Here is a 23,041-nt window from a genome sequence, read left to right as displayed (position 1 = left end):
TCGGTTGAATTCAGCGGCGTTTGGGCTTATGCCGCGCCCCATCACACACGCGGGACATGATCTTCGGTGGCCGTCGGCTTCCACATTCCCGCGGAGGACATAACCGAGGAGTAATACTCATGGCGCTGCCAGAATTTTCAATGCGCCAGCTGCTGGAAGCTGGCGTACACTTTGGTCACCAGACCCATCGCTGGAACCCGAAAATGAAAGAATACATTTTCGGCGACCGCAACGGGGTCCATATCATCGACCTTTCCCAGACCGTTCCCATGCTGCACCAGGCTCTTGTCAAGGTGCGGGAAGTTGTCGCCGGTGGCGGCCGCGTCCTGTTCGTCGGCACCAAGCGCCAGGCACAGCAGCCGATCGCGGAAGCAGCCCAGCGCTGCGCACAATACTACATGAATGTGCGCTGGCTCGGTGGCACGCTGACCAACTGGGAAACGATCTCCAACTCCATCAAGCGCCTGAAGGCGATGGAAGAGACCCTCGCCAATGGCGGCGTCGGCCTGACCAAGAAAGAACAGCTGACCATGTCGCGCGACAAGGAAAAGCTGGAAGCTTCCCTCGGCGGTATTCGCGACATGGGCGGCCTGCCGGACCTGATGTTCGTGATCGACGTGAAGAAAGAAGCGATCGCCATCCAGGAAGCCAAGAAACTCGGCATCCCGGTCGTCGCTGTCGTCGACACCAACTGCTCGCCGGACAATATCGACCTGATCATTCCGGGTAATGACGATGCGTCCCGCGCCATCGCGCTGTACACCAATCTCGTTGCCGACGCCGTTCTCGACGGCCTGTCCGCCAGCGCCGCCGATATGGGCGTCGATCTTGGCGAACTGGAAGAGGCACCGGCAGAGCCGGCTCTGGAAGAGCCTGCCGCCGAAGCGTCTGATGCTGAAGGCGAGAAAACGGACGAGCAGCAGGCTTCTGCCTGATCTGCGTTCGGCGCCAGTGTGCGCCAGAGCATGAGGGCAGGGCGTCATCGCCCTGTCACAATTTCAGGCTAGCTGCCTGACCCAATTCAGTATGTTGCGGCCCGGTCTATGCGGGCCGGCCCGAAACCAGATCAAGGAGCATTAAAATGGCTGCCATTACCGCTGCAATGGTCAAGGACCTGCGTGATAAAACCGGCGCAGGCATGATGGACTGCAAAGCCGCCCTGAAAGAAACCGACGGCGACGTCGAAGCCGCTGTCGACTGGCTGCGCAAGAAAGGCCTGTCCAAGGCCGCCAAAAAAGCCGGCCGCGCGGCTGCTGACGGTCTCGTCGCTGCTGCCGTTGATGGCACCACAGGCATCCTCGTCGAGGTCAATGCCGAAACCGACTTCGTGGCCCGCAACGAGACCTTCCAGAAGATGGTCGCGAACATCGCCCAGGTTGCCCTTACGACGGACGGTACGACCGAGGCTGTGAAGGCTGCCAAATATCCGGGTTCCGACAAGACAGTCGAAGAATTCGTCACCGAGATGGTCGGCCAGATCGGCGAGAACATGGCCCTGCGCCGTGCTGTCATGCTGAGCGTCGAGGATGGTGCCGTCGTGCCTTACATCCACACGGTCGTGACGGAAAACGCAGGCAAGATCGGCGTCATCGTTGCGCTGAAATCGACCGGCGACAAGGAAGTCCTCGCCAATGTCGGCAAGCAGATTGCGATGCATGTCGCCGCTGCCCGTCCGCTGGCGCTGAAGGTCGAGGAACTCGACGCCGATGTCGTCAAGCGCGAGAAGGACGTCCTGTCCGACCAAGCCCGCGCTTCCGGCAAGCCGGAGCAGATCATCGAGAAGATGGTCGAAGGCCGCATGCGCAAGTTCTATGAGGAATCCGTTCTTCTTGAGCAGATCTCCATGATCGACGGCGAGACCCGCATTGCCGACGTTGTCGCCAACGCCGCCAAGGATGCCGGCGCGCCGATCGAGCTGACCGGTTTTGCCCGCCTCGAGCTTGGTGAAGGCGTCGAAAAGGAAGAAGCCGACTTTGCGGCTGAAGTTGCCTCGATGAGCGGTAACTGATCTTTCGAATACATGTTATGAGAGGGCGCACCGGTTGGTGCGCCTTTTTTATGGGCGCTGTCGCAGTACGGGTGCCTGTCTGCCGCGCCAGCAACCCGCAGCTGGCAAAAAGCCTTGTCAGCGCCGTTTTTTCGTCAGATGAGCCGTGCATGTGACAAGGACGGACTGGCTGGAATCGGCAGGCGGTGATATGCGGGGTAGCGATTTGCAGAACGGGAGCACGATCATGGGTGAACACGCCGCGAAAACCTCAGCGCAGGCGGATAATCTGCTGTACAAACGGGTCCTGTTGAAGATCTCCGGCGAAGCGCTGATGGGGCCCGGCCAGTTTGGTATTCATCAGGAGACGGTCGACCGGATCGCCGACCAGATCAAGGAGGGCCTGGCCCTGGGGGTCGAGCTCAGCCTCGTCATTGGTGGCGGCAACATTTTCCGGGGCCTGTCCATGGCCGAAAACGGCATGGAGCGGGCAAGCGCCGACTATATGGGCATGCTGGCAACGGTGATGAACGCGCTGGCCATGCAGAACGCACTGGAAAGCATCGGTGTGCATACACGGGTCATGTCGGCGATCGAGATGACTTCCGTTTGCGAGCCCTATATCCGCCGCCGGGCGCTGCGCCATATGGAAAAGGGCCGGGTGGTGATATTCGCTGCCGGTACCGGCAACCCGTTCTTCACCACGGATACGACAGCCGCCCTGAGGGCAGCCGAGATGGGTTGCGATGCCGTGATGAAGGGCACGCAGGTCGATGGCGTTTACTCAGCAGATCCCAAAAAAGACCCGTCCGCTCAACGCTTTGACGAGCTTTCCTATATGGATGTGCTAAAGCGCGATCTGCGTGTCATGGATCAGGCGGCGATTTCGCTGACCCGGGAAAACCATATCCCGATCGTGGTCTTTTCGCTGGGCAGCGAGGATGGCGTTGTCGGGGCGCTGACAGGGCGCGGCAAGTATACGATTATTAAAGATTGAACGATTAGAGAAGAAGCAAGGAAGAACAACAATGAGCAAGGATTCAACCGGCCCTGATCTGGGCGAGCTGAAGCGCCGTATGGAAGGCGCTGTCGCGTCACTGAAATCGGAATTCGGGGGTCTGCGCACCGGCCGTGCAACATCCAGCCTGCTCGATCCGGTGGTGGTCAAGGCGTATGGCTCGGAAATGCCGCTGAACCAGGTCGGCACGGTAAACGTCCCCGAACCGCGCATGCTGTCGGTTCAGGTCTGGGACAAGTCGATGGTCGGTGCGGTTGAAAAGGCGATCCGCGACAGCGGGCTTGGCGTCAACCCGGTCACTGACGGCCAGAGCGTTCGCGTGCCGATCCCGCCGCTGAACGAGGAGCGCCGCCAGGAGCTGACCAAGGTCGCAGCAAAATATGCCGAGCAAACCCGTGTTGCGATCCGCAATATCCGCCGCGACGGCATGGAAGCGGTCAAGAAGGCTGACGGAATGCCGGAAGACGAGCAGAAGAAAACGTCCGACCAGATCCAGAAGCTGACGGACGATTTCGTCAAGCAGGTCGACGACATGCTGGCGACTAAAGAAAAGGAAATCATGCAGGTCTGAGGGAGTTAGGTCCCCGTCCTGCAAAGGGTGGTTCACCGGAAAGGCGCGTGATCAGGTGTCAGTAATCAGCAAGGCAGGCAAGATGGCCGGCGGCATCGCCGGTGCCTTGACGGGCAATGGCAGCGCAGCGCTGGCTGACCCGGCACGCGACGCCGCCGAGGCGCGCAGCGACCTGCCGCAACCTGCAGACCCCGGTCACCGTATCCGTCACGTCGCCATCATCATGGATGGCAATGGCCGTTGGGCCAAGGAGCGCGGACTGCCGCGCGTGGCCGGTCACCGCGAAGGTGTCGCCGCCGCCCGCCGGGCTATCGAGACTGCCCGGGAACTGGGCCTGTCGCATCTGACCCTCTACAGTTTCTCCACCGAGAACTGGCGCCGTCCGGAAACGGAAGTGCGCTCGCTGATGGAGTTGATGAAGCAATTCATCGAATCCGATCTCGACAAGATGGTGCGGGAGAATATCCGCGTGCGCATTATCGGCGACAAGGAAACGCTGCCGACCGATATCCGCAAGCTGGTCGAACGGGCCGAGCGCGAGACAGCTGGCAATGACGGCCATGTCCTGCAGATCGCCTTCAATTACGGCGGCAGGGACGAGCTGCGCCGGGCCGTCAGTCTTATCGCCCGCAAGGTCGCCGAAGGCGTCATCAAGCCGGAAGAAATTACCGAGACCCATCTAAGCCGGGCGCTCGATACGTCAGGCATGCCGGACCCGGACCTGGTGATCCGCACATCGGGCGAACATCGCGTCAGCAATTTCCTGCTGTGGCAGGCGGCCTACGCTGAATATGTCTTCCTCGATGCCTACTGGCCGGATTTCGGCAGGGATGAGTTCCTCGATGCCGTGCGGCAATTTTATGGACGGGAGCGGCGCTATGGAGGCCGGGGATAACAGTCCAGGCACTTCACCTGCCAAGGTGAGCGAAGTTCGCCAGCTGGCACGCCGCATCATTGCCGGTGCGATCATGGCACCCGTCGCCCTTGGCATCGTCTGGCTGGGGGACAGGCCGTTTTCGGCGCTGATCGCCTTCCTCTGCATCATGCTGGTGTTCGAATGGACGCGCCTTGTCGAGAAGGCGGAGTTCTCCAGTGGATTCTACATCCTCTCCTTCACGGCGATTTCGTCGGTCTTTCTCGCAGCCAGCGGCTTGTATACCTATGCCTATCTCTGTGCGCTTGGCGGGGGACTTTTTGCCGTGGCGATGGAGTACACCGCCAACCGCGCCTCGATGTGGCCGTTGATCGGCGTTTTCTACGTCATCATGCCGTGTGTTGCGCTGGTATGGATCAGGGCTGAACCGGACGATGGCCGATCGCTCGTCATTTTCCTGATGGCTGCTGTCTGGTCGACGGATATCGGCGCGTTCCTGATCGGCAAGGCGCTGGGCGGGCCGAAGCTGGCCCCTGCCATCTCGCCGGGAAAGACGTGGTCCGGTACGATCGGCGGTGTCGTCTGTGGCACGGTTGTCTGCGCACTTCTCGGCCTTTTCGGCATAGGCGACGGTGCCGAATGGGTGCTGGCCCTGATCGGCGCGGGGCTGTCGGTCGCCACGATCATCGGCGATCTGGCTGAATCCGCCTTCAAGCGCTATTTCGGCGTGAAGGATTCCGGCGGTTACATCCCTGGTCATGGCGGTATTCTGGATCGCCTCGACGGGATGATTTTCGCAACGGTTGCACTGGCAATCGTGCTGTTTGTGTATAGTCTGCTCTGACAAGGAAACGATTCCCGGACGAGCATTCCAAAAAGGCCCTTCGTGAGCGCAACTGACCACGCCATATCCCTGCAATCCACCAAGTCAGCCAGCCTGCCGCGCGGCCTGAAACGGCGTGTGACCATACTGGGTTCCACCGGATCGGTCGGGACCAATACGCTGGACCTGATCGATCATGCGACGGCCCGGAACGAGGCGGAAATCACAGTCGTCGCCCTGACGGCTCACAGCAAGGTCGACATGCTGGCCGAACAGGCGGTCCGCTATCATGCCGAGTTCGTCGCTGTCGCCGATGAGAGCCGTCACGAAGAGCTGAAACAGCGCCTTGCCGGTACCGGGATCGCGACAGGCGCCGGTATGAGCGGCCTGATCGAGGCTGCCAGTCGCGATGCCGACTGGGTCATGGCGGCCATCGTCGGGGCAGGCGGGCTGGAACCGACCCTGGCCGCCGCAAGGCGCGGGGCCGATATCGCTTTTGCCAACAAGGAATGCCTGGTCTGCGCCGGCGAGTTGTTCATGGACGCGATGGCCAAGGGCGGCGGGCAGCTGCTGCCGGTCGATTCCGAGCACAATGCCATTTTCCAGGTCTATGATTTCGACCGTCCGCACCGCATCACCCGGCTGATCCTGACGGCCTCCGGCGGTCCGTTCCGTACGCAGTCTCTGGAAGAGATGGCGTCGGTGACACCGGAAGAGGCTGTCGCGCATCCGAACTGGACCATGGGCGCGAAGATCTCCGTCGATTCAGCGACCATGATGAACAAGGGGCTGGAACTGATTGAAGCGGCTCGGCTTTTTCCGACACCTCATGAAAAGATCGAGATCATCGTCCACCCGCAATCGGTCATCCATTCCATGGTCGAGTATGTCGATGGCTCGATCCTCGCGCAGCTAGGCTCGCCCGACATGCGCACGCCGATTGCCTGTGCCATGGCGTGGCCGGACCGGCTCGATTCGCCGAGCCCGAAACTCGACTTGATGGCCATGGGCGCGCTCGAATTCGAGGCGCCAGACACGGAGCGATTCCCCGCGCTGAGGCTGGCCCGCGAGGCTCTGGACGCCGATGGCTATTGCCCTGCAGTGCTGAATGCAGCCAATGAGGTGGCCGTGGCGGCCTTTCTGAATGGTCATCTAAAATTTCTGGACATCACCCGCGTCACAGAGCAAGTTTTGGCGACTTGTACAGCCCGGATCGGGGCCTCTGGCAGGGAGGGTCTTTCCCTTGAAAATCTTCTCGCGGCAGACAGTATGGCCCGTGCCGAAGCGCAGGCCGTCGTTGCCGGCCTGAATTGCTGATCATCGACGCTTATAGAATGTATCCTGGGTTATGCAGCTAATACTGGAAAATCTATTCACTCTCGGCATCACGCTGGTTTCCTTCGTGGTGTTGCTGTCCTTCATCGTGTTCTTTCACGAGCTCGGGCACTTCCAGACCGCGCGCTGGTGCGGGGTGAAGATCGATGTGTTCTCCATCGGCTTCGGCAAGCCGCTGTTCAGCCGCAAGGACAAGCATGGCACTGAATGGCGGGTGGCCATGCTGCCGCTTGGTGGCTTCGTGAAGTTCTTCGGCGATGCCGGGCCTGCCTCGGACCCTTCACGAAAGGTCCAGAAGACGGACCAGGTACAAGAAGAGCAGGGCGATGACGAGCCCAAGGCGATGATGACCCAGTTTCCGGCAGGCAGTGAAAAAGCGCGCCTTGCCGAAAGCCTGACCGCGGAAGAGCGCCGCGTCTGCTTCCATTTCAAGCCGCTCTGGCAGAAGGCCCTGATCGTTGCCGCCGGGCCGTTCGCCAATTTCGTCCTTGCGATCGTCATCCTGACCGGCCTGTTCATGCTGGCCGGCGAGGCCCCGGTTCATGAGGCCCAGGTAGGGGCAGTGCGGGCTGACACAGCGGCGGAGGAGGCCGGTTTTCAAGCAGGAGACCGGATCCTTGAAATCAATGGCCGCAAGATTGCCAGTTTCCAGCAGATGTCGAACATGGTGAAGCTTTCCAGCGGTGAGGAGTTGGAAATACTTGTCGATCGTGGCGGCGAGTTGCTTACGCTAACTGCGACCCCCCAGCGAACAGAAACGACCGATGCTTATGGCAACAAGGTGCGTGCCGGTATTCTGGGTATAGATTCAGATCCCGAAGCTTATCGTATGGTGCGGTACGGGCCGATCAGTTCGGTAAAGGCTGCTGTGGGGCAGGTCTATGAAGTACTGGCGGTTACCGTGCGGTTCATCGGGCGAATCATCCTCGGCAAGGAAGGCATCGAACAGCTCGGCGGGCCGGTGAAAATCGCGAAATATGCAGGCCAGTCGGCCATGGCGGGCTTCTCCGATGGCGGCGAGATGGAAGTTTCGCTCATGCGCCGCCTGGAAGTCAGCTTCTTCAACTTCCTGAACATGGCTGCGATGATCTCGATCAGCGTCGGCTTCCTGAACCTTCTCCCGGTACCGGTTCTGGATGGCGGACACCTCGTGTTTTACGGGTATGAAGCCATTGCCGGTCGCCCCGTCAGCGAGGCGGTACAGGCAGTCAGTTTCAAAATCGGGATTGTTATTTTGTTATCGTTAATGGTATTCGTTTCGTGGAATGACGTGACCCAGCTGTTCACCTCATAATCAACCAATACAGGATACAGGACTGGGCGGAGAGGGTATAGGATGAGTGCAGGGATGCATCGAGCACCTTTTATTGTGTTTTCGCGGCTGCGGCGCGCGGTACTGAAATCTGTCAGCGTGCTGCCGGTTGCTGCAGCCCTGATCATCTCAGGACAGGCTGCAGCGCAGACGCAACCGGTGCCGGATGCCCCTGCGCCAACCGCTCAGCAGGAACAGACGGCGCTCGTCCGCCAGGTTGTCGTGCAGGGTAACCAGCGCATCGAGGCGGACACTGTCCGCTCCTACCTGACCATCGGTGCCGGCCAGCAGGTCGACCAGCAGAGCCTCGATACGGCGCTGAAAACACTGTTCGGCACGGGCCTGTTCAGCGACGTGAACATCGCTCTCGTCGATAACGTGCTGGTTGTCGAGGTCGAGGAAAACCCGATCGTCAACCGCATTATCTACGAAGGCAATCGCCGCACCAAGGAAGACAAGTTCGCCGAAGAAGTGCAGCTGGCGCCGCGTGTCATCTACACGCAGTCCAAGGTGCAGTCTGACGTACAGCGAATCATCGAGGTCTATCGCCGGTCCGGGCGCTTTGCTGCGACAGTGACGCCGAAGATCACCGAACTGCCGCAGAACCGCGTCGATGTCATCTTCGAGATCGATGAGGGCCCGGTGACCGGCGTCTCCAAGATCAATTTCATCGGCAATGATGTGTACACGGATGCGGAGCTTCGCGATGTCGTCCTGACCGCGGAAAGCCGCTGGTGGAACATCTTCGAGAGCAATGACAACTACGATCCGGATCGTCTGGAATATGACCGCGAGCTGCTGCGCAAGCACTATACGCAGAGCGGTTATGCCGACTTCCAGGTGGTTTCCGCCGTTGCCGAGCTGACGCCGGACCGCGAGGAATTCTTCATCACCTTCCAGGTTGATGAAGGCCCCAAATACGAGTTTGGCAATATCGATGTCCAGACGACCCTGGAAAGGGTCAATGAAGACCTGCTGCGCCGTACGGTGCCGATCCGCAGCGGGACGACCTTCAACAGCGAGCTGATCGAAAGCGCGACAGAGGCGATAACCTACTCAACGGGTATCTCCGGCTATGCCTTCGTCGATGTGAACCCGCAGCTGACCCGCAATACCGAAGCGCGCACGGTCGATGTTACCTTCCGTGTGAACGAAGGCCCGCGCGTCTATATCGAACGGATCAATATCGGCGGTAACACCAACACGCTCGATCGCGTCATCCGCCGTGAAATGAGCCTGATCGAAGGCGACGCTTTCAACAAGATCCTTGTCGAGCGGTCCGAGCGTCGTGTTCAGGGGCTCGGTTACTTCTCCGATGTCGAGATTTCCGAATCCCCGGGCTCCGCACCGGACCGGACCATTCTGGACCTGAAGGTCACCGAACAGTCGACCGGTTCGTTCTCCGTCGGTGCCGGTGTGTCGTCCACGGACAATTTCATCGCCAACATGTCGATCGAGCAACGTAACCTGCTTGGCCGCGGCCAGCTGCTGCAGCTCGACCTGCGGGCCAGCTCGCGGACGCGTTCCGCCCAGCTGAGCTTCAGGGAGCCATATTTCCTCGACCGTAACCTGGCTGCCGGTTTCGATGTCTACAACACGCGGCTTGATTACGAAGAAGCCGGCTTCGTGCAGGACAGTCTCGGCGGCGGCCTCAATGTCGGCTTCCCGGTCTCTGAATCGGCCCGCCTGAACCTGAACTACCTTCTGCGTCGCGACAGCGTCCTGATCGAATCCAACTTCACCGGCTTTGTCGAGGACGAGGACGATGCTTCTACGCTCGTATTGCCGGGCGCGGATTTCACCACGAGCCCGTCCCAGGGCGGTTTTGCGGTGTCGGGTGAATTCTGTGACTTCATCGCCAACCAGCTGCAACCGACCTGTGAATCCCGCGGGGACTTCCTGACATCGGCGCTGGGCTATTCGCTGAACTTCAACCGTCTGGACAATCCGTATCGTCCGACGAATGGCTGGCGGGCAAGCCTGTCGCAGACATTCGCCGGTGTCGGTGGCGACGTTCAGTACCTGAAGACGCAGTTTGCATCGGCTCACTACAAGTCGCTGCCGTTTGACTTCGTCGGCTCGCTGAAGCTGAATGTCGGCTATGTCGATGGCTGGGGTGGTGACAAGATCCGCCTGACGGACCGTTTCTATCGCGGCGGCTCGACCTTCCGGGGCTTCGAGATCGCCGGTATCGGTCCACGTCAAGTGCGTCCGCAGGGCCAGCGCGATCGCGCCATCGGTGCCAAGGCCTTCGTCGTCGGTACGGCTGAAATGCTGCTGCCGCTGCCATTCCCGGAGGAATACGGCATCCGGGCGTCGCTCTTTACCGATGTCGGTACTGCCGGTATCGTAGATGAGGATGACAAGCGCCTGAACGACGACATCGCCAATTATGTCGATTACAATGGCGATGGCATCTTTGATGAACCGATCCAGGACGATCTGTCTCTGCGTGCTTCGGCTGGTATCTCTATCGACTGGAACTCGCCGTTCGGCCCGGTTCGTATCGATATCGCTGAGGCTATCCTTCGCGAGGACTATGACGAGACGGAATCCTTCCGCTTCAGTGCCGGTGGACAGTTCTAGGCTGTGATGGCATGAATTTCTGATCCGGGGGGCAAAGTGACCAGTACTCAAACAACAGGCAAGACCATGTTTATGAAATCGAAATCGTTTATCGCCCTTGCTGCGGCAGGCATTCTCGCCGCTTCGGTTGGCGTCAGCCAGATCATGCCCTCCGCCGAGGCACAGTCTTCTGCCAACGCCCCGGTTATCCTGATCGTGGACCAGGCGCGCCTTATCGGCCTGTCCAAGGCCGGCGAGTCCATAGCCAACCAGATGGAAACGCTGCAGAACTCTGCGAACAGCGAACTCGAGACGACTGTGAACGAGCTGGTCTCTTCCGCCGAGGAGCTTCAGGGCAAGCAGGACACCATGACTGAGGAGGCCTTTACCGAGGAAGCCCGCAAGCTTGCGGTGCGTCGTCAGAACATTCCAGTCCTGCGGGAAGTAAAGGTTCGCGAACTGAATCTCGCCGAGCAGAAGGCTATTTCCCAGATCAATGAAGCAGCTGGCCCGATCCTAGAAGCGATCGTAAACGAGCGTGGCGCGACGCTTCTTCTGGAACGTAGCGATGTGCTCTACGCGGCCAAATCGACTGACATTACGGATGAAGCGCTGAAACGCCTCGACGCCAAGCTGACGACGGTCAAGGTCGAGAAAGTTGACCTGCAGGAAGCTGCCCGCCAGGCGCAGGCCGCCCAGCAGGCTCAACAGCAATAATTAGCCTGCAAATTCTGAATACCGGCGTTTGTATCTGACGCCAGGAACCCGAAAAGCCTGCCTTTTGGCAGGCTTTTTCTTTATGGTCACCCCAGGCTGTCACGGTTGACACGAACCGCGCAGGCGTTCATCAAAATTCCTGCAACAACGGATATTCCATGCCAGATTCACGCTTCTTCACCACTGCCGATCCTGTTGATCTCGCCCAGGCGGCGGCGATGTGCGAAGGCGTTGTGGTTGATGACAGCCTGACGGATGCGAAAATAAGCCATGTGTGCGGTACCGAAAGCGCGGATCGCGCGGGCGCGGCCATGTTCGTGCGCGATGCAAAGTTGCTTTCAGGCGTCGCCGATAATCCGCCGGCAGCGTGTCTGATTCCGGAGCGTCTTCTGGACGCTGCGCGCGAGGCTGGGCTGCATGAAAAGACAGGGTTGATCGCCTGCGCCAATGTGCGTGCATCCTTTGCCGTTCTGGCCGGCAGCATGCATACGTCGATAACCGAAACGACTGTCCTGCCGACGGGTACTGGAGATGCCAGGATTGGCACTGGCTGTAATATTCATCCTTCCGCCATTATTGGTGATGGCGCTGAGATCGGCGATGACTGTACGATCGGGCCGAATGCGGTAATCGGGCAGGGCGTCGTTCTGGGCAAGGGCTGCTGGGTTGGTGCGCATGTCTCGATCAGTCATTCGTTGATCGGCGAGCGTTGCCGTATCCTTGCCGGCGCCCGTATCGGGGAGCTTGGCTTTGGTTTCGTCGTCCATGAGGGGCGGCAGTTACGCGTGCCGCAGCTTGGCCGGGTCATCCTGGGAGACGAGGTCGAGATCGGGGCGAATACAACGGTCGATCGCGGCGCGTTGGCCGATACCATGATCGGCGACTTCACCAAGATCGATAACCTTTCGCAGATCGCCCATAATGTTGTCATCGGTAAGAACTGCGCGCTTGCCGGCATGTGCGGCATTTCGGGTAGCTGTACCATTGGCGACGGGGCCATGCTGGGCGGGCAGGTCGTGTTGAGCGATCACGTCAATATCGGCGCCGGTGCCATGATTTATGCCCGGTCTGCGCTGATGCGCGATGTGCCGCCAGGAGAGTCCTGGGCCGGGATGCCCGCAAAACCGGCGCGGCAGTATTTCAAGGAAATCGCGACTCTGGCGAAACTGGCTAAGCCGAGCCCCAAAAAAGCGGGCTCCGACAAGAATGGTGAAGAGTAGGAACAACATGTCGGATACGGACACACAAGAATATCTGGAACCGCTTCAGATCGCCGAGATCATGAAGATCCTGCCGCATCGCTATCCGATGCTGATGGTCGATCGGATCATCAACATCACAAAGGATAATGGCGGCACCGGCATCAAGAATGTCACCATCAACGAGCCGTTTTTCGAAGGGCATTTTCCTGCCAAGCCAGTGATGCCCGGTGTGCTGATTATCGAGGCAATGGCCCAGACGGCGGCGGCCTATACCGCACATGTCGAGAACCTCGATACTAGCGAGCGCATCGTTTTGTTCATGGGCGTCGACAAGGCGAAATTCCGCCGTCCGGTCGTGCCCGGCGACCAGCTGCATATCCATGTGCGTGTCGCCCAGAAGCGCCCGCCGGTCTGGAAATTCGAAAGCAAGGTCGAAGTCGATGGCAAGGTTGTGTGCGAAGCAAGCTTTGCTGCCATGCTGACGGCGCCCGTATAACGTCTACTGACAATTGCCGGTGCCGACCGGTTGTTCCCGAAAGTGATACCCATGGCCAGCATTCATCAGACTGCCCTTGTCGATCCGGCAGCAAGCATTGCGGATGATGTCGAAATCGGACCGTTCTGTCAGGTCGGCCCCGATGTTGTCCTGGACAAGGGCGTCAAGCTGCTCGGCAATGTCGTGCTGACCGGGCATACCCATCTGGGGGAGAACACAGTCGTTCACGCCTTTGCCGTGCTGGGTGGACCGCCGCAGCATCTTGGCTACAAGGGTGAGGACACAAAGCTGATCATCGGCAAGAACAACACCATTCGCGAACATGTCACGATGAACCCTGGCACCGTATCAGGGCGCGGGCAGACGGTGATCGGTGATAATTGCCTGTTCATGGCAGCGACTCATGTCGCCCATGACTGCATCGTCGGCAACAATGTCATCATGGCGAACAATGCGACGCTGGGCGGGCATGTCATCGTCAGCGATTTCGTGTTCATGGGCGGACTTTCCGCCGTCCACCAGTATTGCCGGGTCGGGATCTATTCCTTTGTCGGTGCCGCCGCGCTGGTGACCATGGATGTCATTCCGTACGGCTCGGTCATCGGCAACCATGCGCGCCTTGAAGGGCTGAATATCGTCGGCATGAAGCGGCGCGGCACGTCCCGCCAGGTCATCCACGATATCCGCGCGGCATATCGCCTGCTGTTTGCCAGAGAAGGCACGTTGCAGGAGCGCATTGAGGATGTGACGTCCATGTTCTCGCACTCGAAGGAAGTCATGACGATCATCGAGTTCATGAAAGCGGATTCCTCGCGCGCGCTTTGCACGCCAAGAGGATAAGGCGATGAAGCGCTGGACGAAACTCGGCATCATCGCAGGCGGCGGCAATCTGCCGATCAGGCTGGCGCGATCATGCGACACGACGAACAGCCCGTATTACGTCATCCGGCTGAAAGGCTATACCGACGAGGCGCTGAATGCCTATGACGGCGAGGTCGTTTATATCGCTGAATTTGGCAAGCTCGTCCGGGTGCTGAAGGAACAGGGCTGCGATGCCGTCGTCATGGCGGGCATTGTTTCCCGGCCGAATTTTGCGCAACTGAAGCCCGACTGGCGGGCGGCGGCATTGCTGCCCAAGGTCATCGCTGCCGCCCGGCGCGGTGACGGGGCGCTGCTCAACACGCTGGTCGAACTGTTCGAGGCTGAAGGATTTCTGGTTGTCGGCGCAGAGGAGGTGGCGGACAATCTGTTCGCTCCTGCAGGCGCAATCGGTCAACTTGCGCCGTCCGACCGCGACCTCGCGGACCTGGCCAAGGCGGCTGAGGTCGTCAAGGCGCTGGGCAGTTTCGATGTCGGGCAGGCGGCTGTGGTGCGCAATGGCCATGTACTGGCGATCGAGGCGGCAGAGGGAACCGATGCCATGCTCAAGCGCTGCGCATCCCTGCCGGAGGATATGCGCGGCTATGAGCCTGATGAGGAAATCGGTCGCCGTGGCGTGCTGCTGAAACGCCCCAAACCCGGCCAGGAATTACGCGTAGACCTGCCGACCATCGGCATCGAGACGGTGCGCAATGCCGCCGCTGCAGGACTTGCCGGGATCGCCATTGAGGCAGAGGCAGGACTGATTATCGACCGCGAAGATGTCGCCGCGGCCGCCGATGAAAGCGGCCTGTTCGTCTACGGATTTACCGGCGAAGACCTGCAACCGCGATGAGGGCCGGATGAGCACATCCGACAGACCGCTGACGATCATGCTCGCCGCCGTAGAGCCATCCGGTGATGGTCTAGGGGCGGCACTTTATACTGAGCTGAAACAGCGAGCCCCTGAAGGGACGCGCTTCTTCGGCTGTGGTGGCGAGCAAATGGCCAAGGCCGGTTTCGAGACCGCGTTTTCCATCGATGCCTTTTCTGTCGTCGGCTTTACCGATGTGATCGGAGCGATTCCCGAAGGCATGAAGCGGGCGAAAGAACTGGCGGAACTGGCTGCAAGAGAGAAAGCCGATATCGCCATCTTCATCGATGGATGGACCTTCAGTCGCATCGGCGCCAAGCGGATGAAGAAATATTCGCCGGATACTCAGGTCGTGAAATATGCCGCGCCGCAGGTCTGGGCATCGCGCCCGCAGCGGGTCGATTTCGTGAAAGAGTATTTTGATGCGGTACTGACACTTCTGCCATTCGAGCCGGCCTATTTCGAGCGCGAGGGCGTGGCGGCAGAATTCGTCGGTAATCCGAATTTCGAACGCGCCGCCCGCCAGGAAGCTGACCCGCAGGGTTGGCGGGAGGCCAATGGATTGGTGGATGACCAGATCCTGCTTGTGCTGCCCGGCAGCCGCCGCGGCGAAGTCTCCCGTCTCGCCGACCCCTTCAGCGACGCAATCCGCCTGTTACATGCGCAGATGCCGGACCTGAAATTCGTGATGACGCCATCAGCAGCAGTGGAGCCGATGACGCGAGAGCTGTTCGCGCCGCTCGATGATCTAATTCTATATGCGTCACCCGAGGATAGATTCAGCGTCTTTCGAGCGGCCGATGCGGCGATGGCAGCGTCCGGCACCGTCTCGACGGAACTTGCCATCGCCCGTACGCCGATGGTCGTCGCTTATCGCGTCGACGAGCTGACCTATTACTGGGCCCAGCGCGTCATGACGGCGGATTTCGTCTCTATCCTGAATATCGCAGCCCAGCGTGAGATTATCCCCGAACTGCTGCAGAAAGACTGCACAGGGGCGATGCTGGCAGAGGAAGTGACCCGGATACTGAACCATGAAGAAAGCCGCCAACTGCAGCTGACGGCTTTCGATGATTTCCTGCCGAAACTGGGTCTCGGCGATGAGCCTGCGGCGGCGCGGGCTGCTGAGGCAGTCCTGCGCTTGGCAGCCAGCAAACCCTAGCGCTTGTCGCGGGCAACGAAGCTGCGCTTGGCCGCGCCGGTATAGATCTGGCGCGGACGGCCGATGCGCTGGTTTGGATCTTCCAGCATTTCCTGCCACTGCGCGATCCAGCCGACAGTACGGGCGACGGCGAAAAGTACGGTGAACATGGAGGTCGGGAAGCCCATCGCCTTCAGCGTGATGCCGGAATAGAAGTCGATATTCGGATAGAGCTTCTTCTCGATGAAGTACTCGTCCTCGAGGGCGATCTTCTCCAGTTCCATTGCAACTTCAAGCAGCGGGTCATCCTTGATGTCGAGGGCGTCAAGAACCTCGTGGCAGGCCTTCTGCATGACCTGGGCGCGCGGGTCGTAGTTCTTGTAGACGCGGTGACCAAAGCCCATCAGGCGGAACGGATCGGACTTGTCTTTCGCCTTCGCTATATACTCCGGGATACGGTCCTTGGTGCCGATCTCCTGCAGCATTTTCAGGGCTGCCTCGTTGGCGCCGCCATGGGCCGGGCCCCACAGGCAGGCAATGCCGGCAGCGATACAGGCAAACGGATTCGCGCCGGAGGAACCGGCAAGGCGAACTGTCGAGGTCGAGGCGTTCTGCTCGTGGTCCATATGAAGGATGAAGATCTTGTCCAGCGCCTTGGCAAGGGTCTTGTTGACCTCGTAGTCCTCAGCCGGAACGGAGAAGCACATGCGCAGGAAGTTCTCGGTATAGCTCAGCTCGTTGCGCGGCGAGACGAAAGGCTGGCCGACGCAGTATTTGTGGGCCATGGCGGCAATCGTCGGCATCTTCGCGATCATGCGGTGCGAGGCGATCTTGCGCTGCTCCGGGTCATGAATGTCAGTGGAGTCGTGATAGAAAGCCGACAGGGCACCGACGACGCCACACATGATCGCCATCGGATGGGCATCGCGGCGAAAGCCATCATAGAACTGCTTGAAGTGCTCATGCACCATGGTGTGATAGGTGATGTCGTCCTTGAAACCGGCATACTGGTCTTCATCGGGCAATTCGCCGGATAGCAGCAGGTAGGCGACCTCGATGAAATCGGAATTCTCTGCCAGCTCGTCGATCGGATAGCCGCGATAGAGAAGCGTGCCTTCGTCGCCATCGATAAAGGTGATGTGGGACTCGCAGCTCGCCGTGGAGGTGAAGCCCGGGTCGAGCGTGAACATGCCGCTCTCTTTGTAGAACTTGCTGATGTCGACGACATCCGGGCCGTGGGTGCCGCTGTAGACAGGTAGTGTCAATTCCTTGTCATCAATCTTGAAAATAACGTCGCCATTGGGCTTCATATTGCTATCCATGGTCTACTCCGTTGTGCGATGCAAAATTCCGGGAATGTTGGCCGGATAATAGGGCCTGTTACAAATATATCCAGCCCGGTGATGAGATTTGCCGCAGTTGTCTGAGATGTCGCTCTAAGTCTCGATCTGGTCCCTGATCCGGGCGAGCGATTCTTCCTTTCCGAGGGCGTAGAGCACCTGCCCCAGAGACGGTGAAGGATGCCCGGCAGTCAGGGCCGCGCGAAGAGGCGGGCCGACCTGACCGAAGCCGACGCCTTTCTCCTCTGCATAGTCCTTCAGGGACTGTTCAAGAGCTTCCTCTTGCCAGTCACTGATGGCGACAAGACGCTCCGCAATTTCCTGAAGAGTATCAGAAACACCCTCTTTTTTCAGGGGCTTGGCTGCTTTCCCTGACACGTCCAGCGGTCGCTCGATCGTCACGAATTGCGCAACTTCGGCAATGTCGGCGAAGGTCTGCATCCGCTCCTTCAGGAAGGGGGCGGCGCGCTCGAGGCGCTGTTTGAGGGTATCCGTTACCGCAACGCCGGCGAGGAAGGGCTGTGCCGCAGCGATCATCGCTGCATCATCCATCTGGTGCAGGTAATGCGCGTTGACATAGTTCAGCTTGTCGATGTCGAGTCGGGACGGCGCCTTGTTGATGCCGGTGACATCGAACCATTCCTTTGCCTTGTCGACCGGGATAATCTCGTCATCGCCATGGGACCAGCCGAGGCGCAGCAGGTAGTTGGACAGGCCGGCAGCCGTGTAGCCGAGATCGCGATAGGCCTCGACGCCAAGCGCACCATGGCGCTTGGACAGCTTGGCCCCGTCCTGGCCATGGATCAGCGGCACATGGGCAAAGGCCGGAATGTCCCAGTCCAGCGCCTGATAGAGCTGCTGCTGGCGGCCGGCATTGACGAGGTGGTCGTCGCCGCGGATCACATGGGTGATGTCCATGTCATGGTCGTCGACGACAACGGCGAGCATATAGGTCGGAGTGCCGTCTGAGCGCAGGAGGACCATATCGTCCAGCGCCTCCGCCGGAAAGCGGACATCGCCCTGAATCAGGTCCTCTACCAGTGTTTCGCCGGTGCGCGGGGCCTTCAGGCGGATCGAAGAGGGGCCATCGGGGAAGCCGCCGGTCGCGTCACGCCATGGGCTCTCGAAGCGCTTGCCGGCTGCCTTGGCTTCTTCGCGGGCGGCATTGAGCTCGTCCCCGGCAAGCCAGCAGCGATAGGCGCGGCCCTGTTCCAGCAGCTGGCTGGCGACCTCGGCATGGCGCGGGGCGCGCTCGAACTGGGAAATCGGCTCGCCATCCCAGTCGAGGCCGAGCCATGACAGGCCGTCCAGAATGGCCGCGACAGCACCTTCATTGTGACGGCTGCGGTCGGTATCCTCGATGCGCAGCAGGAACTTGCCGTTGCCGTCGGCGATCTTGCCCCGGGCATAAAGCCAGTTGAAAAGGGCTGTCCTGGCGCCGCCGATATGCAAATATCCGGTCGGTGATGGCGCAAAGCGGGTGATGATCTGTCGGCTCATCGGTCTGGTACCTGTCCTTCCTGGAGCGATTGCGGGCGGGCGTTGCGTGGTTTGTGGGGGCATTAACACCCTGAGGGGGCAAGAGCTACGGCGTTCATTCAGGAAACTCAAGCCGCCAGCCGGAAAAGAGGCAGGCAGGCAGATTGGCAGGCCTTCGGGCAGGCGGTGCTGTCGCGTGCTTCCACCATGGTGCGGGCGGAGCGGGCAAACCGGTTCCTGTGGCTGCCGGTGTTTCTGGCCGTCGGGATCGGGCTCTATTTTGGCTTGCCGTCTGAGCCGCCGTTCTGGACGGTGATGGCAGGGGCGGGGTGCCTGTCTGGTCTGGGCGTGGTGTCAGGGTACATGCCAAGCCTGCCACTTCAGGCAAGACCCTTACTGGGTGTCGCCATGGCCATTGCCGCCGGCTTCGTGCTGGCGATGGTCCGTACCCACATTGTAGCTGCGCCTGTACTGACGGCGGATACCGGTTTTGTCGAAGTAGAAGGGCTGCTGCTGGAGGTCGAGGAGGGGCCGGCTGGGCGGCGGATGGTGATCGTGCCGTCGCGGCTGGGCGACATGGATGAAGAGAAGATACCTGCGAAGATACGGCTCAATTGGCGCGGTGACGGGTTCGATGCGGCGCCGGGCGATGTCATCTCGCTGAGGGGCAATCTGTCACCGCCGCCTGCGCCTGTCGCGCCGGGAGCCTATGACTTTGCCCGGCAGCTCTATTTCGAGCGGATCGGGGCTGTTGGCTTTGCCGTGTCGGCACCGCGCGTTCTTGAGAAGGGCGAGCGCACCATGGCCCATCGGATCGAGGCGTTGAGGTTAGCGCTGGGGCGGCGGGTGACTGATGCGATCGGGCCGGACCGCCCGGCTGTCGCTGCCGTGTGCGTGGCGCTCATCACCGGCAAGCGCGATGCGGTGCCGCCTGAAACCGAGGCGGCGCTGCGCGATGCCGGGCTGGCGCATCTGCTGGCCATATCCGGCCTGCATATGGGGCTTGCCGCCGGGCTGTTGTTTTTCGTCATTCGCTTCCTCCTGGTGCAGAGCGAATATCTGGCGCTGCATTATCCGGTGAAGAAATGGGCGGCTGCAGCGGCGCTGCTGGGGGCGACGGCTTACCTGACGATCTCCGGCGCGGCATGGTCGACGCAGCGGGCCTATATCATGGCCGGGATTTTCTTCATCGCGATCCTGATGGATCGGCGGGCGCTGTCGCTGCGCAATGTCGCGATTGCCGCGACGCTGATACTGGTGATAAGGCCCGAAGCGCTGTTCCAGGCGGGTTTCCAGATGTCTTTTGCGGCGGTGACCGTGCTGATCGCTGCCTATGAATGGTGGCAGAAACGAGAACTGGACAAGCCCTTTGATCCGCTGGCGGAGAACAAGCTGGGCGGGCCTGTCGGCAGCGTGTGGCGGTATACGGCGGGGCTGGCAATGACCAGTATCCTTGCCGGCTGGGCGACGGGGCCGTTCGCCATGTTCCACTTCAACCGCATTGCGGCCTATGGCCTTGCCGGGAACTTGCTGGCGATGCCGATCATGGGCTTCGTCATCATGCCCGCGGCGATCATGGGGCTGGTGCTGATGCCAGTCGGGCTCGACGGGTTCGCGTGGCAGGTGATGGCGTTCGGTGTCGGCCTTGTCATAGATATCGCGACCATGGTCTCCGGCTGGCCGGGGGCGCTGGTGCATGTGGCGCAGATGAGCTCGACGGGGTTCCTGACGATTCTCGCGGGTGGGCTGGTGCTGTGCCTGATGAAGACCGCGCTGCGCTATGGCGGTTTCGTGCTGGTGCTGGCCGGATTCATGCTCGGCGGGCATAACCCGCAGCCGCATCTGGTGGTCGCGCCGGAGGCGGCGAATATCGCCTTCAGGATGGGCGAGGAGATCGTGCTGCTCAACCGCAACCGCGAACGCTTCGCCGCCGGTGTCTGGCTGACCAAGGCCGGGCAGAGCGATTACCTGCGGGATGCGATGACGGTGCCGGAACTGGCCCGGGAGGGGGAGAGCGCTGCCTGCGACGAGACCGGCTGTGTACTGAGCATCGAAGGTCAGCGCATCGCCATATCCGACACCCCGCTGAGCCTTGCCGAGGATTGCGCCATGGCTCGGCTGGTGATCGCGCGGTATCCGGTGGCGCCGGAGCGGGCTGACAGATGCGGTGCGCAACTGATCGAGACGGATCAGCTGGCTCGGGACGGCACGCTGGCCATTACCATCGAGCGCGATGGCGCTATCTCGGTACGCACCAACCGCGCGGCGCGGGGTAGCAGGCCGTGGACGGCTGGCGGCGTCGGCTGAGCAGTACGGTCCTTAGTATTGCCGCAGCAGGCCGACGAGCTTGCCCTGAACCTTGACCCGGTTCGGGCCGAAAATGCGGGTCTCGTAGAGCGGATTGGCCGCTTCCAGCGCGATGGACGCACCTTTCTTGCGCAGGCGCTTCAGGGTCGCTTCCTCGTCATCGACAAGGGCGACGACGATATCGCCGGACATGGCATCATCCGCCCGCTGAATGAGAACGATGTCGCCATCATGGATGCCGGCGTCGATCATGGAATCGCCCTGGACCTCGAGGGCGAAATGTTCGCCCGAGCGCAGCATGGAGCGAGGGACGGTGAACCTGTCCTGCTCTTCCTGGATGGCGGTGATCGGCGTGCCGGCGGCGATGCGGCCGAGGACTGAGATCTCTTCCACCGCGTCGTTGGCAGCGGGGGCGACGGTCGAGACATTGCCCGGCCTGGCGGTTTTCGCCTTCATCTGGCCGGCTGAGCCCTCAATCACCTCCGGCGAGAAGCCGCGGGCGCGGATATCGTGCTGGCTGACATCATCAGGCAGGCGCAGGATTTCCAGCGCCCGGGCGCGATGCGGCAGTCGGCGGATGAAGCCGCGCTCCTCCAGCGCAGTGATCAGCCGGTGAATGCCCGACTTGGATTTCAGGTCCAGCGCCTCTTTCATCTCGTCGAAGGAGGGGGAGACCCCGGTCTCGCGGATGCGCTGGTTGATGAAAACGAGCAGTTCGCGCTGCTTGGCGGTCAACATGGGCTTTTCCCTTTCCGTGCCGGGCCGTGAAAGAGGCGCCGACTCACCGGTAGAACAAATCATATACGTTCTACTGATGTTCCAAACACCCGTCAATGGGGAAAACGGAAAAGAGTCAAGCGAATCAATTGTGTTTACCATTCGGGGGTGTTTCACCGGATCAGGATTAGTCAAGGAGCGTAGCCCGCTTCGCGGCGCGCCTTTGGCGCGTCCTTGACAAATCCTGACCGGTAAAACGATTGGCAGCCAAGCCTGTAAGGCGGAATCCGCCTTACAGGCTTCGGCGAGACTAAACTGCACTGATATCGCCGCCAGCTGTGAAGCTGCGAGCATATAAAGAATGAGGAAGGCCCGTGACGGACATTCTTCTGAAGCGTTGAGCGCGATAGCGACAAGCGTTGAAGCGCATATCGCCCGCCACGGCGGCATTCTGGTGCGCGGCCCTGAGGGAGCTCTCGCGTTCACTCGCCTGAGTGAAATGCCGATCCCTGTCACGAACGCCGACGTGCGCCCGCTCCTCCCTCTCTTGTGGAGAGGCGACAGGGATGCCTGCTGGATGATGCCGCCCGCAGGTAAGGGCAGCGCCATCCCTTGCCCCGGTCCTCACCGGGGCTGGGAATTGTTATAAAGGGTGGTGGATGAGCGGGGATAAGTATTGAGTTAGCTGATGCCCTCAAACTTGAGCCCGAAATCGCTTTCAGGGTCTCTGAGTGTTCTGACATACTCCACATCAGATCCAACAGTTTTGCGTAAGAGTTGCTTATGGCGTGAGGGTGTTCGTAAGCCGAATGTAACTTGTTTGAGGAATGACGGTTCGAGCTCGATGAACCCCGCATCGCTCATCAAAATCCTGTACTCCTGTTCATAATCCCATTTTTTGGATTTGTAGCTCAAAAGTTTTACGCTAGCATTTAGTATGACGTCATCCATAGGTTCATTTAAATCACCGTTAATAAGCCATTCATAATAGCCATTGTCACCATAATTGATGCTAGTACTTCCGACAAAATAGAAATCTTTACTTTTCGTGGGGCTGTACTTCTGAGAAATGTAATCAGTAGGTATGTCATACATTAAGCAAACACCCTTATGTGCGTCGGCATAATGAGACCATAAAAGAGGCTCTTCCATCGTGCATGAAAAGCAACATACCCCAGGTTCTTTTTCCATGGGATTGTGGTTTTTAAAGACGCTTTTTATTTTATTGAAATATTCCGTCCTCTGTGTGTCACCTTTTTTTATTGCACGATCGAGAGAATGGAAGGGGTTAATCTGACAATCGAAAGGGTCATTCAAGTTTTCGGGTTTTCCTGCGAATAAAGCGCTAAAACTTAACTCCTGCCACAAATATTCATTAACCGACCGGAATCGAAACAATCTAATGAAATCATCTTTATCAGTCAT

Annotated in this window: 20 protein-coding genes; 16 read left to right on the top strand and 4 right to left on the bottom strand. The window is 59.8% G+C overall.

Annotated elements, in window-relative coordinates:
* The first annotated feature begins 119 nt into the window (after positions 1–119).
* The 15 genes from rpsB to lpxB all read left to right on the top strand — a co-directional run bounded on the left by rpsB (position 120) and on the right by lpxB (position 15,794).
* Positions 120–935, top strand: a complete 816-nt coding sequence (gene rpsB, locus FF098_RS07370) for a 30S ribosomal protein S2 (RefSeq protein WP_155138897.1) — start codon at positions 120–122, stop codon at positions 933–935.
* A gap of 146 nt (positions 936–1,081) precedes the next feature.
* A complete protein-coding gene (gene tsf, locus FF098_RS07365; RefSeq protein WP_155138895.1) occupies positions 1,082–2,008 on the top strand; it encodes a translation elongation factor Ts in 927 nt (308 codons plus the stop codon).
* A 226-nt stretch (positions 2,009–2,234) separates the two neighbouring features.
* A complete protein-coding gene (gene pyrH, locus FF098_RS07360; protein WP_155138893.1) occupies positions 2,235–2,984 on the top strand; it encodes a UMP kinase in 750 nt (249 codons plus the stop codon).
* Positions 2,985–3,015: 31 nt separating this feature from the next.
* Complete coding sequence (gene frr, locus FF098_RS07355) at positions 3,016–3,576, top strand: ribosome recycling factor (RefSeq protein WP_155138891.1); 561 nt, start codon at positions 3,016–3,018, stop codon at positions 3,574–3,576.
* A gap of 82 nt (positions 3,577–3,658) precedes the next feature.
* Positions 3,659–4,471, top strand: a complete 813-nt coding sequence (locus tag FF098_RS07350) for an isoprenyl transferase (RefSeq protein WP_155139476.1) — start codon at positions 3,659–3,661, stop codon at positions 4,469–4,471.
* A 25-nt stretch (positions 4,472–4,496) separates the two neighbouring features.
* Positions 4,497–5,294 carry a phosphatidate cytidylyltransferase gene (locus FF098_RS07345; protein ID WP_166426377.1) on the top strand — a complete coding sequence of 266 codons (798 nt, stop codon included), beginning with the start codon at positions 4,497–4,499 and terminating at the stop codon, positions 5,292–5,294.
* A gap of 93 nt (positions 5,295–5,387) precedes the next feature.
* Positions 5,388–6,590: a 1-deoxy-D-xylulose-5-phosphate reductoisomerase gene (locus tag FF098_RS07340; RefSeq protein ID WP_155139474.1), complete on the top strand. Its 1,203-nt coding sequence runs from the start codon at positions 5,388–5,390 to the stop codon at positions 6,588–6,590.
* A gap of 31 nt (positions 6,591–6,621) precedes the next feature.
* The gene (gene rseP / locus FF098_RS07335; protein WP_155138886.1) at positions 6,622–7,902 is read left to right on the top strand and encodes an RIP metalloprotease RseP; all 1,281 of its coding nucleotides are present in this window, start codon (positions 6,622–6,624) and stop codon (positions 7,900–7,902) included.
* Between the two features lie 75 nt (positions 7,903–7,977).
* A complete protein-coding gene (gene bamA / locus FF098_RS07330) occupies positions 7,978–10,506 on the top strand; it encodes an outer membrane protein assembly factor BamA (RefSeq protein WP_229714535.1) in 2,529 nt (842 codons plus the stop codon).
* A gap of 72 nt (positions 10,507–10,578) precedes the next feature.
* A complete protein-coding gene (locus tag FF098_RS07325; protein ID WP_166426376.1) occupies positions 10,579–11,202 on the top strand; it encodes an OmpH/Skp family outer membrane protein in 624 nt (207 codons plus the stop codon).
* A gap of 158 nt (positions 11,203–11,360) precedes the next feature.
* Complete coding sequence (gene lpxD / locus FF098_RS07320; protein ID WP_155138883.1) at positions 11,361–12,422, top strand: UDP-3-O-(3-hydroxymyristoyl)glucosamine N-acyltransferase; 1,062 nt, start codon at positions 11,361–11,363, stop codon at positions 12,420–12,422.
* Between the two features lie 7 nt (positions 12,423–12,429).
* Complete coding sequence (fabZ, locus tag FF098_RS07315; protein WP_155138881.1) at positions 12,430–12,900, top strand: 3-hydroxyacyl-ACP dehydratase FabZ; 471 nt, start codon at positions 12,430–12,432, stop codon at positions 12,898–12,900.
* A gap of 51 nt (positions 12,901–12,951) precedes the next feature.
* On the top strand, positions 12,952–13,740 hold the full coding sequence (gene lpxA / locus FF098_RS07310) for an acyl-ACP--UDP-N-acetylglucosamine O-acyltransferase (protein ID WP_155138880.1): 789 nt from the start codon (positions 12,952–12,954) through the stop codon (positions 13,738–13,740).
* 4 nt (positions 13,741–13,744) lie between these two features.
* Complete coding sequence (locus FF098_RS07305) at positions 13,745–14,614, top strand: LpxI family protein (RefSeq protein WP_155138878.1); 870 nt, start codon at positions 13,745–13,747, stop codon at positions 14,612–14,614.
* 7 nt (positions 14,615–14,621) lie between these two features.
* On the top strand, positions 14,622–15,794 hold the full coding sequence (gene lpxB, locus FF098_RS07300; protein ID WP_166426375.1) for a lipid-A-disaccharide synthase: 1,173 nt from the start codon (positions 14,622–14,624) through the stop codon (positions 15,792–15,794).
* Here lpxB and gltA read toward each other — a convergent pair.
* On the bottom strand, positions 15,791–17,095 hold the full coding sequence (gene gltA / locus FF098_RS07295; RefSeq protein ID WP_155138874.1) for a citrate synthase: 1,305 nt from the start codon (positions 17,093–17,095) through the stop codon (positions 15,791–15,793). The two genes, lpxB and gltA, sit on opposite strands and share 4 nt — an antisense overlap.
* Before the next feature lie 114 nt (positions 17,096–17,209).
* Positions 17,210–18,613 (bottom strand): glutamate--tRNA ligase, encoded by a 1,404-nt coding sequence (gltX, locus tag FF098_RS07290; protein ID WP_155138872.1) that lies wholly within the window; start codon positions 18,611–18,613, stop codon positions 17,210–17,212.
* A 165-nt stretch (positions 18,614–18,778) separates the two neighbouring features.
* On the opposite strand from gltX, the gene FF098_RS07285 reads away from it, so the two are divergent.
* Complete coding sequence (locus FF098_RS07285) at positions 18,779–20,899, top strand: ComEC/Rec2 family competence protein (RefSeq protein WP_155138870.1); 2,121 nt, start codon at positions 18,779–18,781, stop codon at positions 20,897–20,899.
* A gap of 12 nt (positions 20,900–20,911) precedes the next feature.
* Here the strand turns inward: FF098_RS07285 and lexA are convergent, their stop codons facing one another.
* Positions 20,912–21,637: a transcriptional repressor LexA gene (gene lexA / locus FF098_RS07280; RefSeq protein ID WP_155138869.1), complete on the bottom strand. Its 726-nt coding sequence runs from the start codon at positions 21,635–21,637 to the stop codon at positions 20,912–20,914.
* 660 nt (positions 21,638–22,297) lie between these two features.
* On the bottom strand, positions 22,298–23,041 hold the full coding sequence (locus FF098_RS07275; RefSeq protein WP_155138867.1) for a DUF2971 domain-containing protein: 744 nt from the start codon (positions 23,039–23,041) through the stop codon (positions 22,298–22,300).

The sequence above is a fragment of the Aquisalinus luteolus genome, from assembly GCF_009712425.2.
In the GTDB taxonomy this organism is placed as follows: Bacteria; Pseudomonadota; Alphaproteobacteria; order Caulobacterales; family Parvularculaceae; genus Aquisalinus; species Aquisalinus luteolus.
Note: the sequence above shows the minus strand (reverse complement) of the source record. Positions and strands in the feature narration are given on the sequence as shown.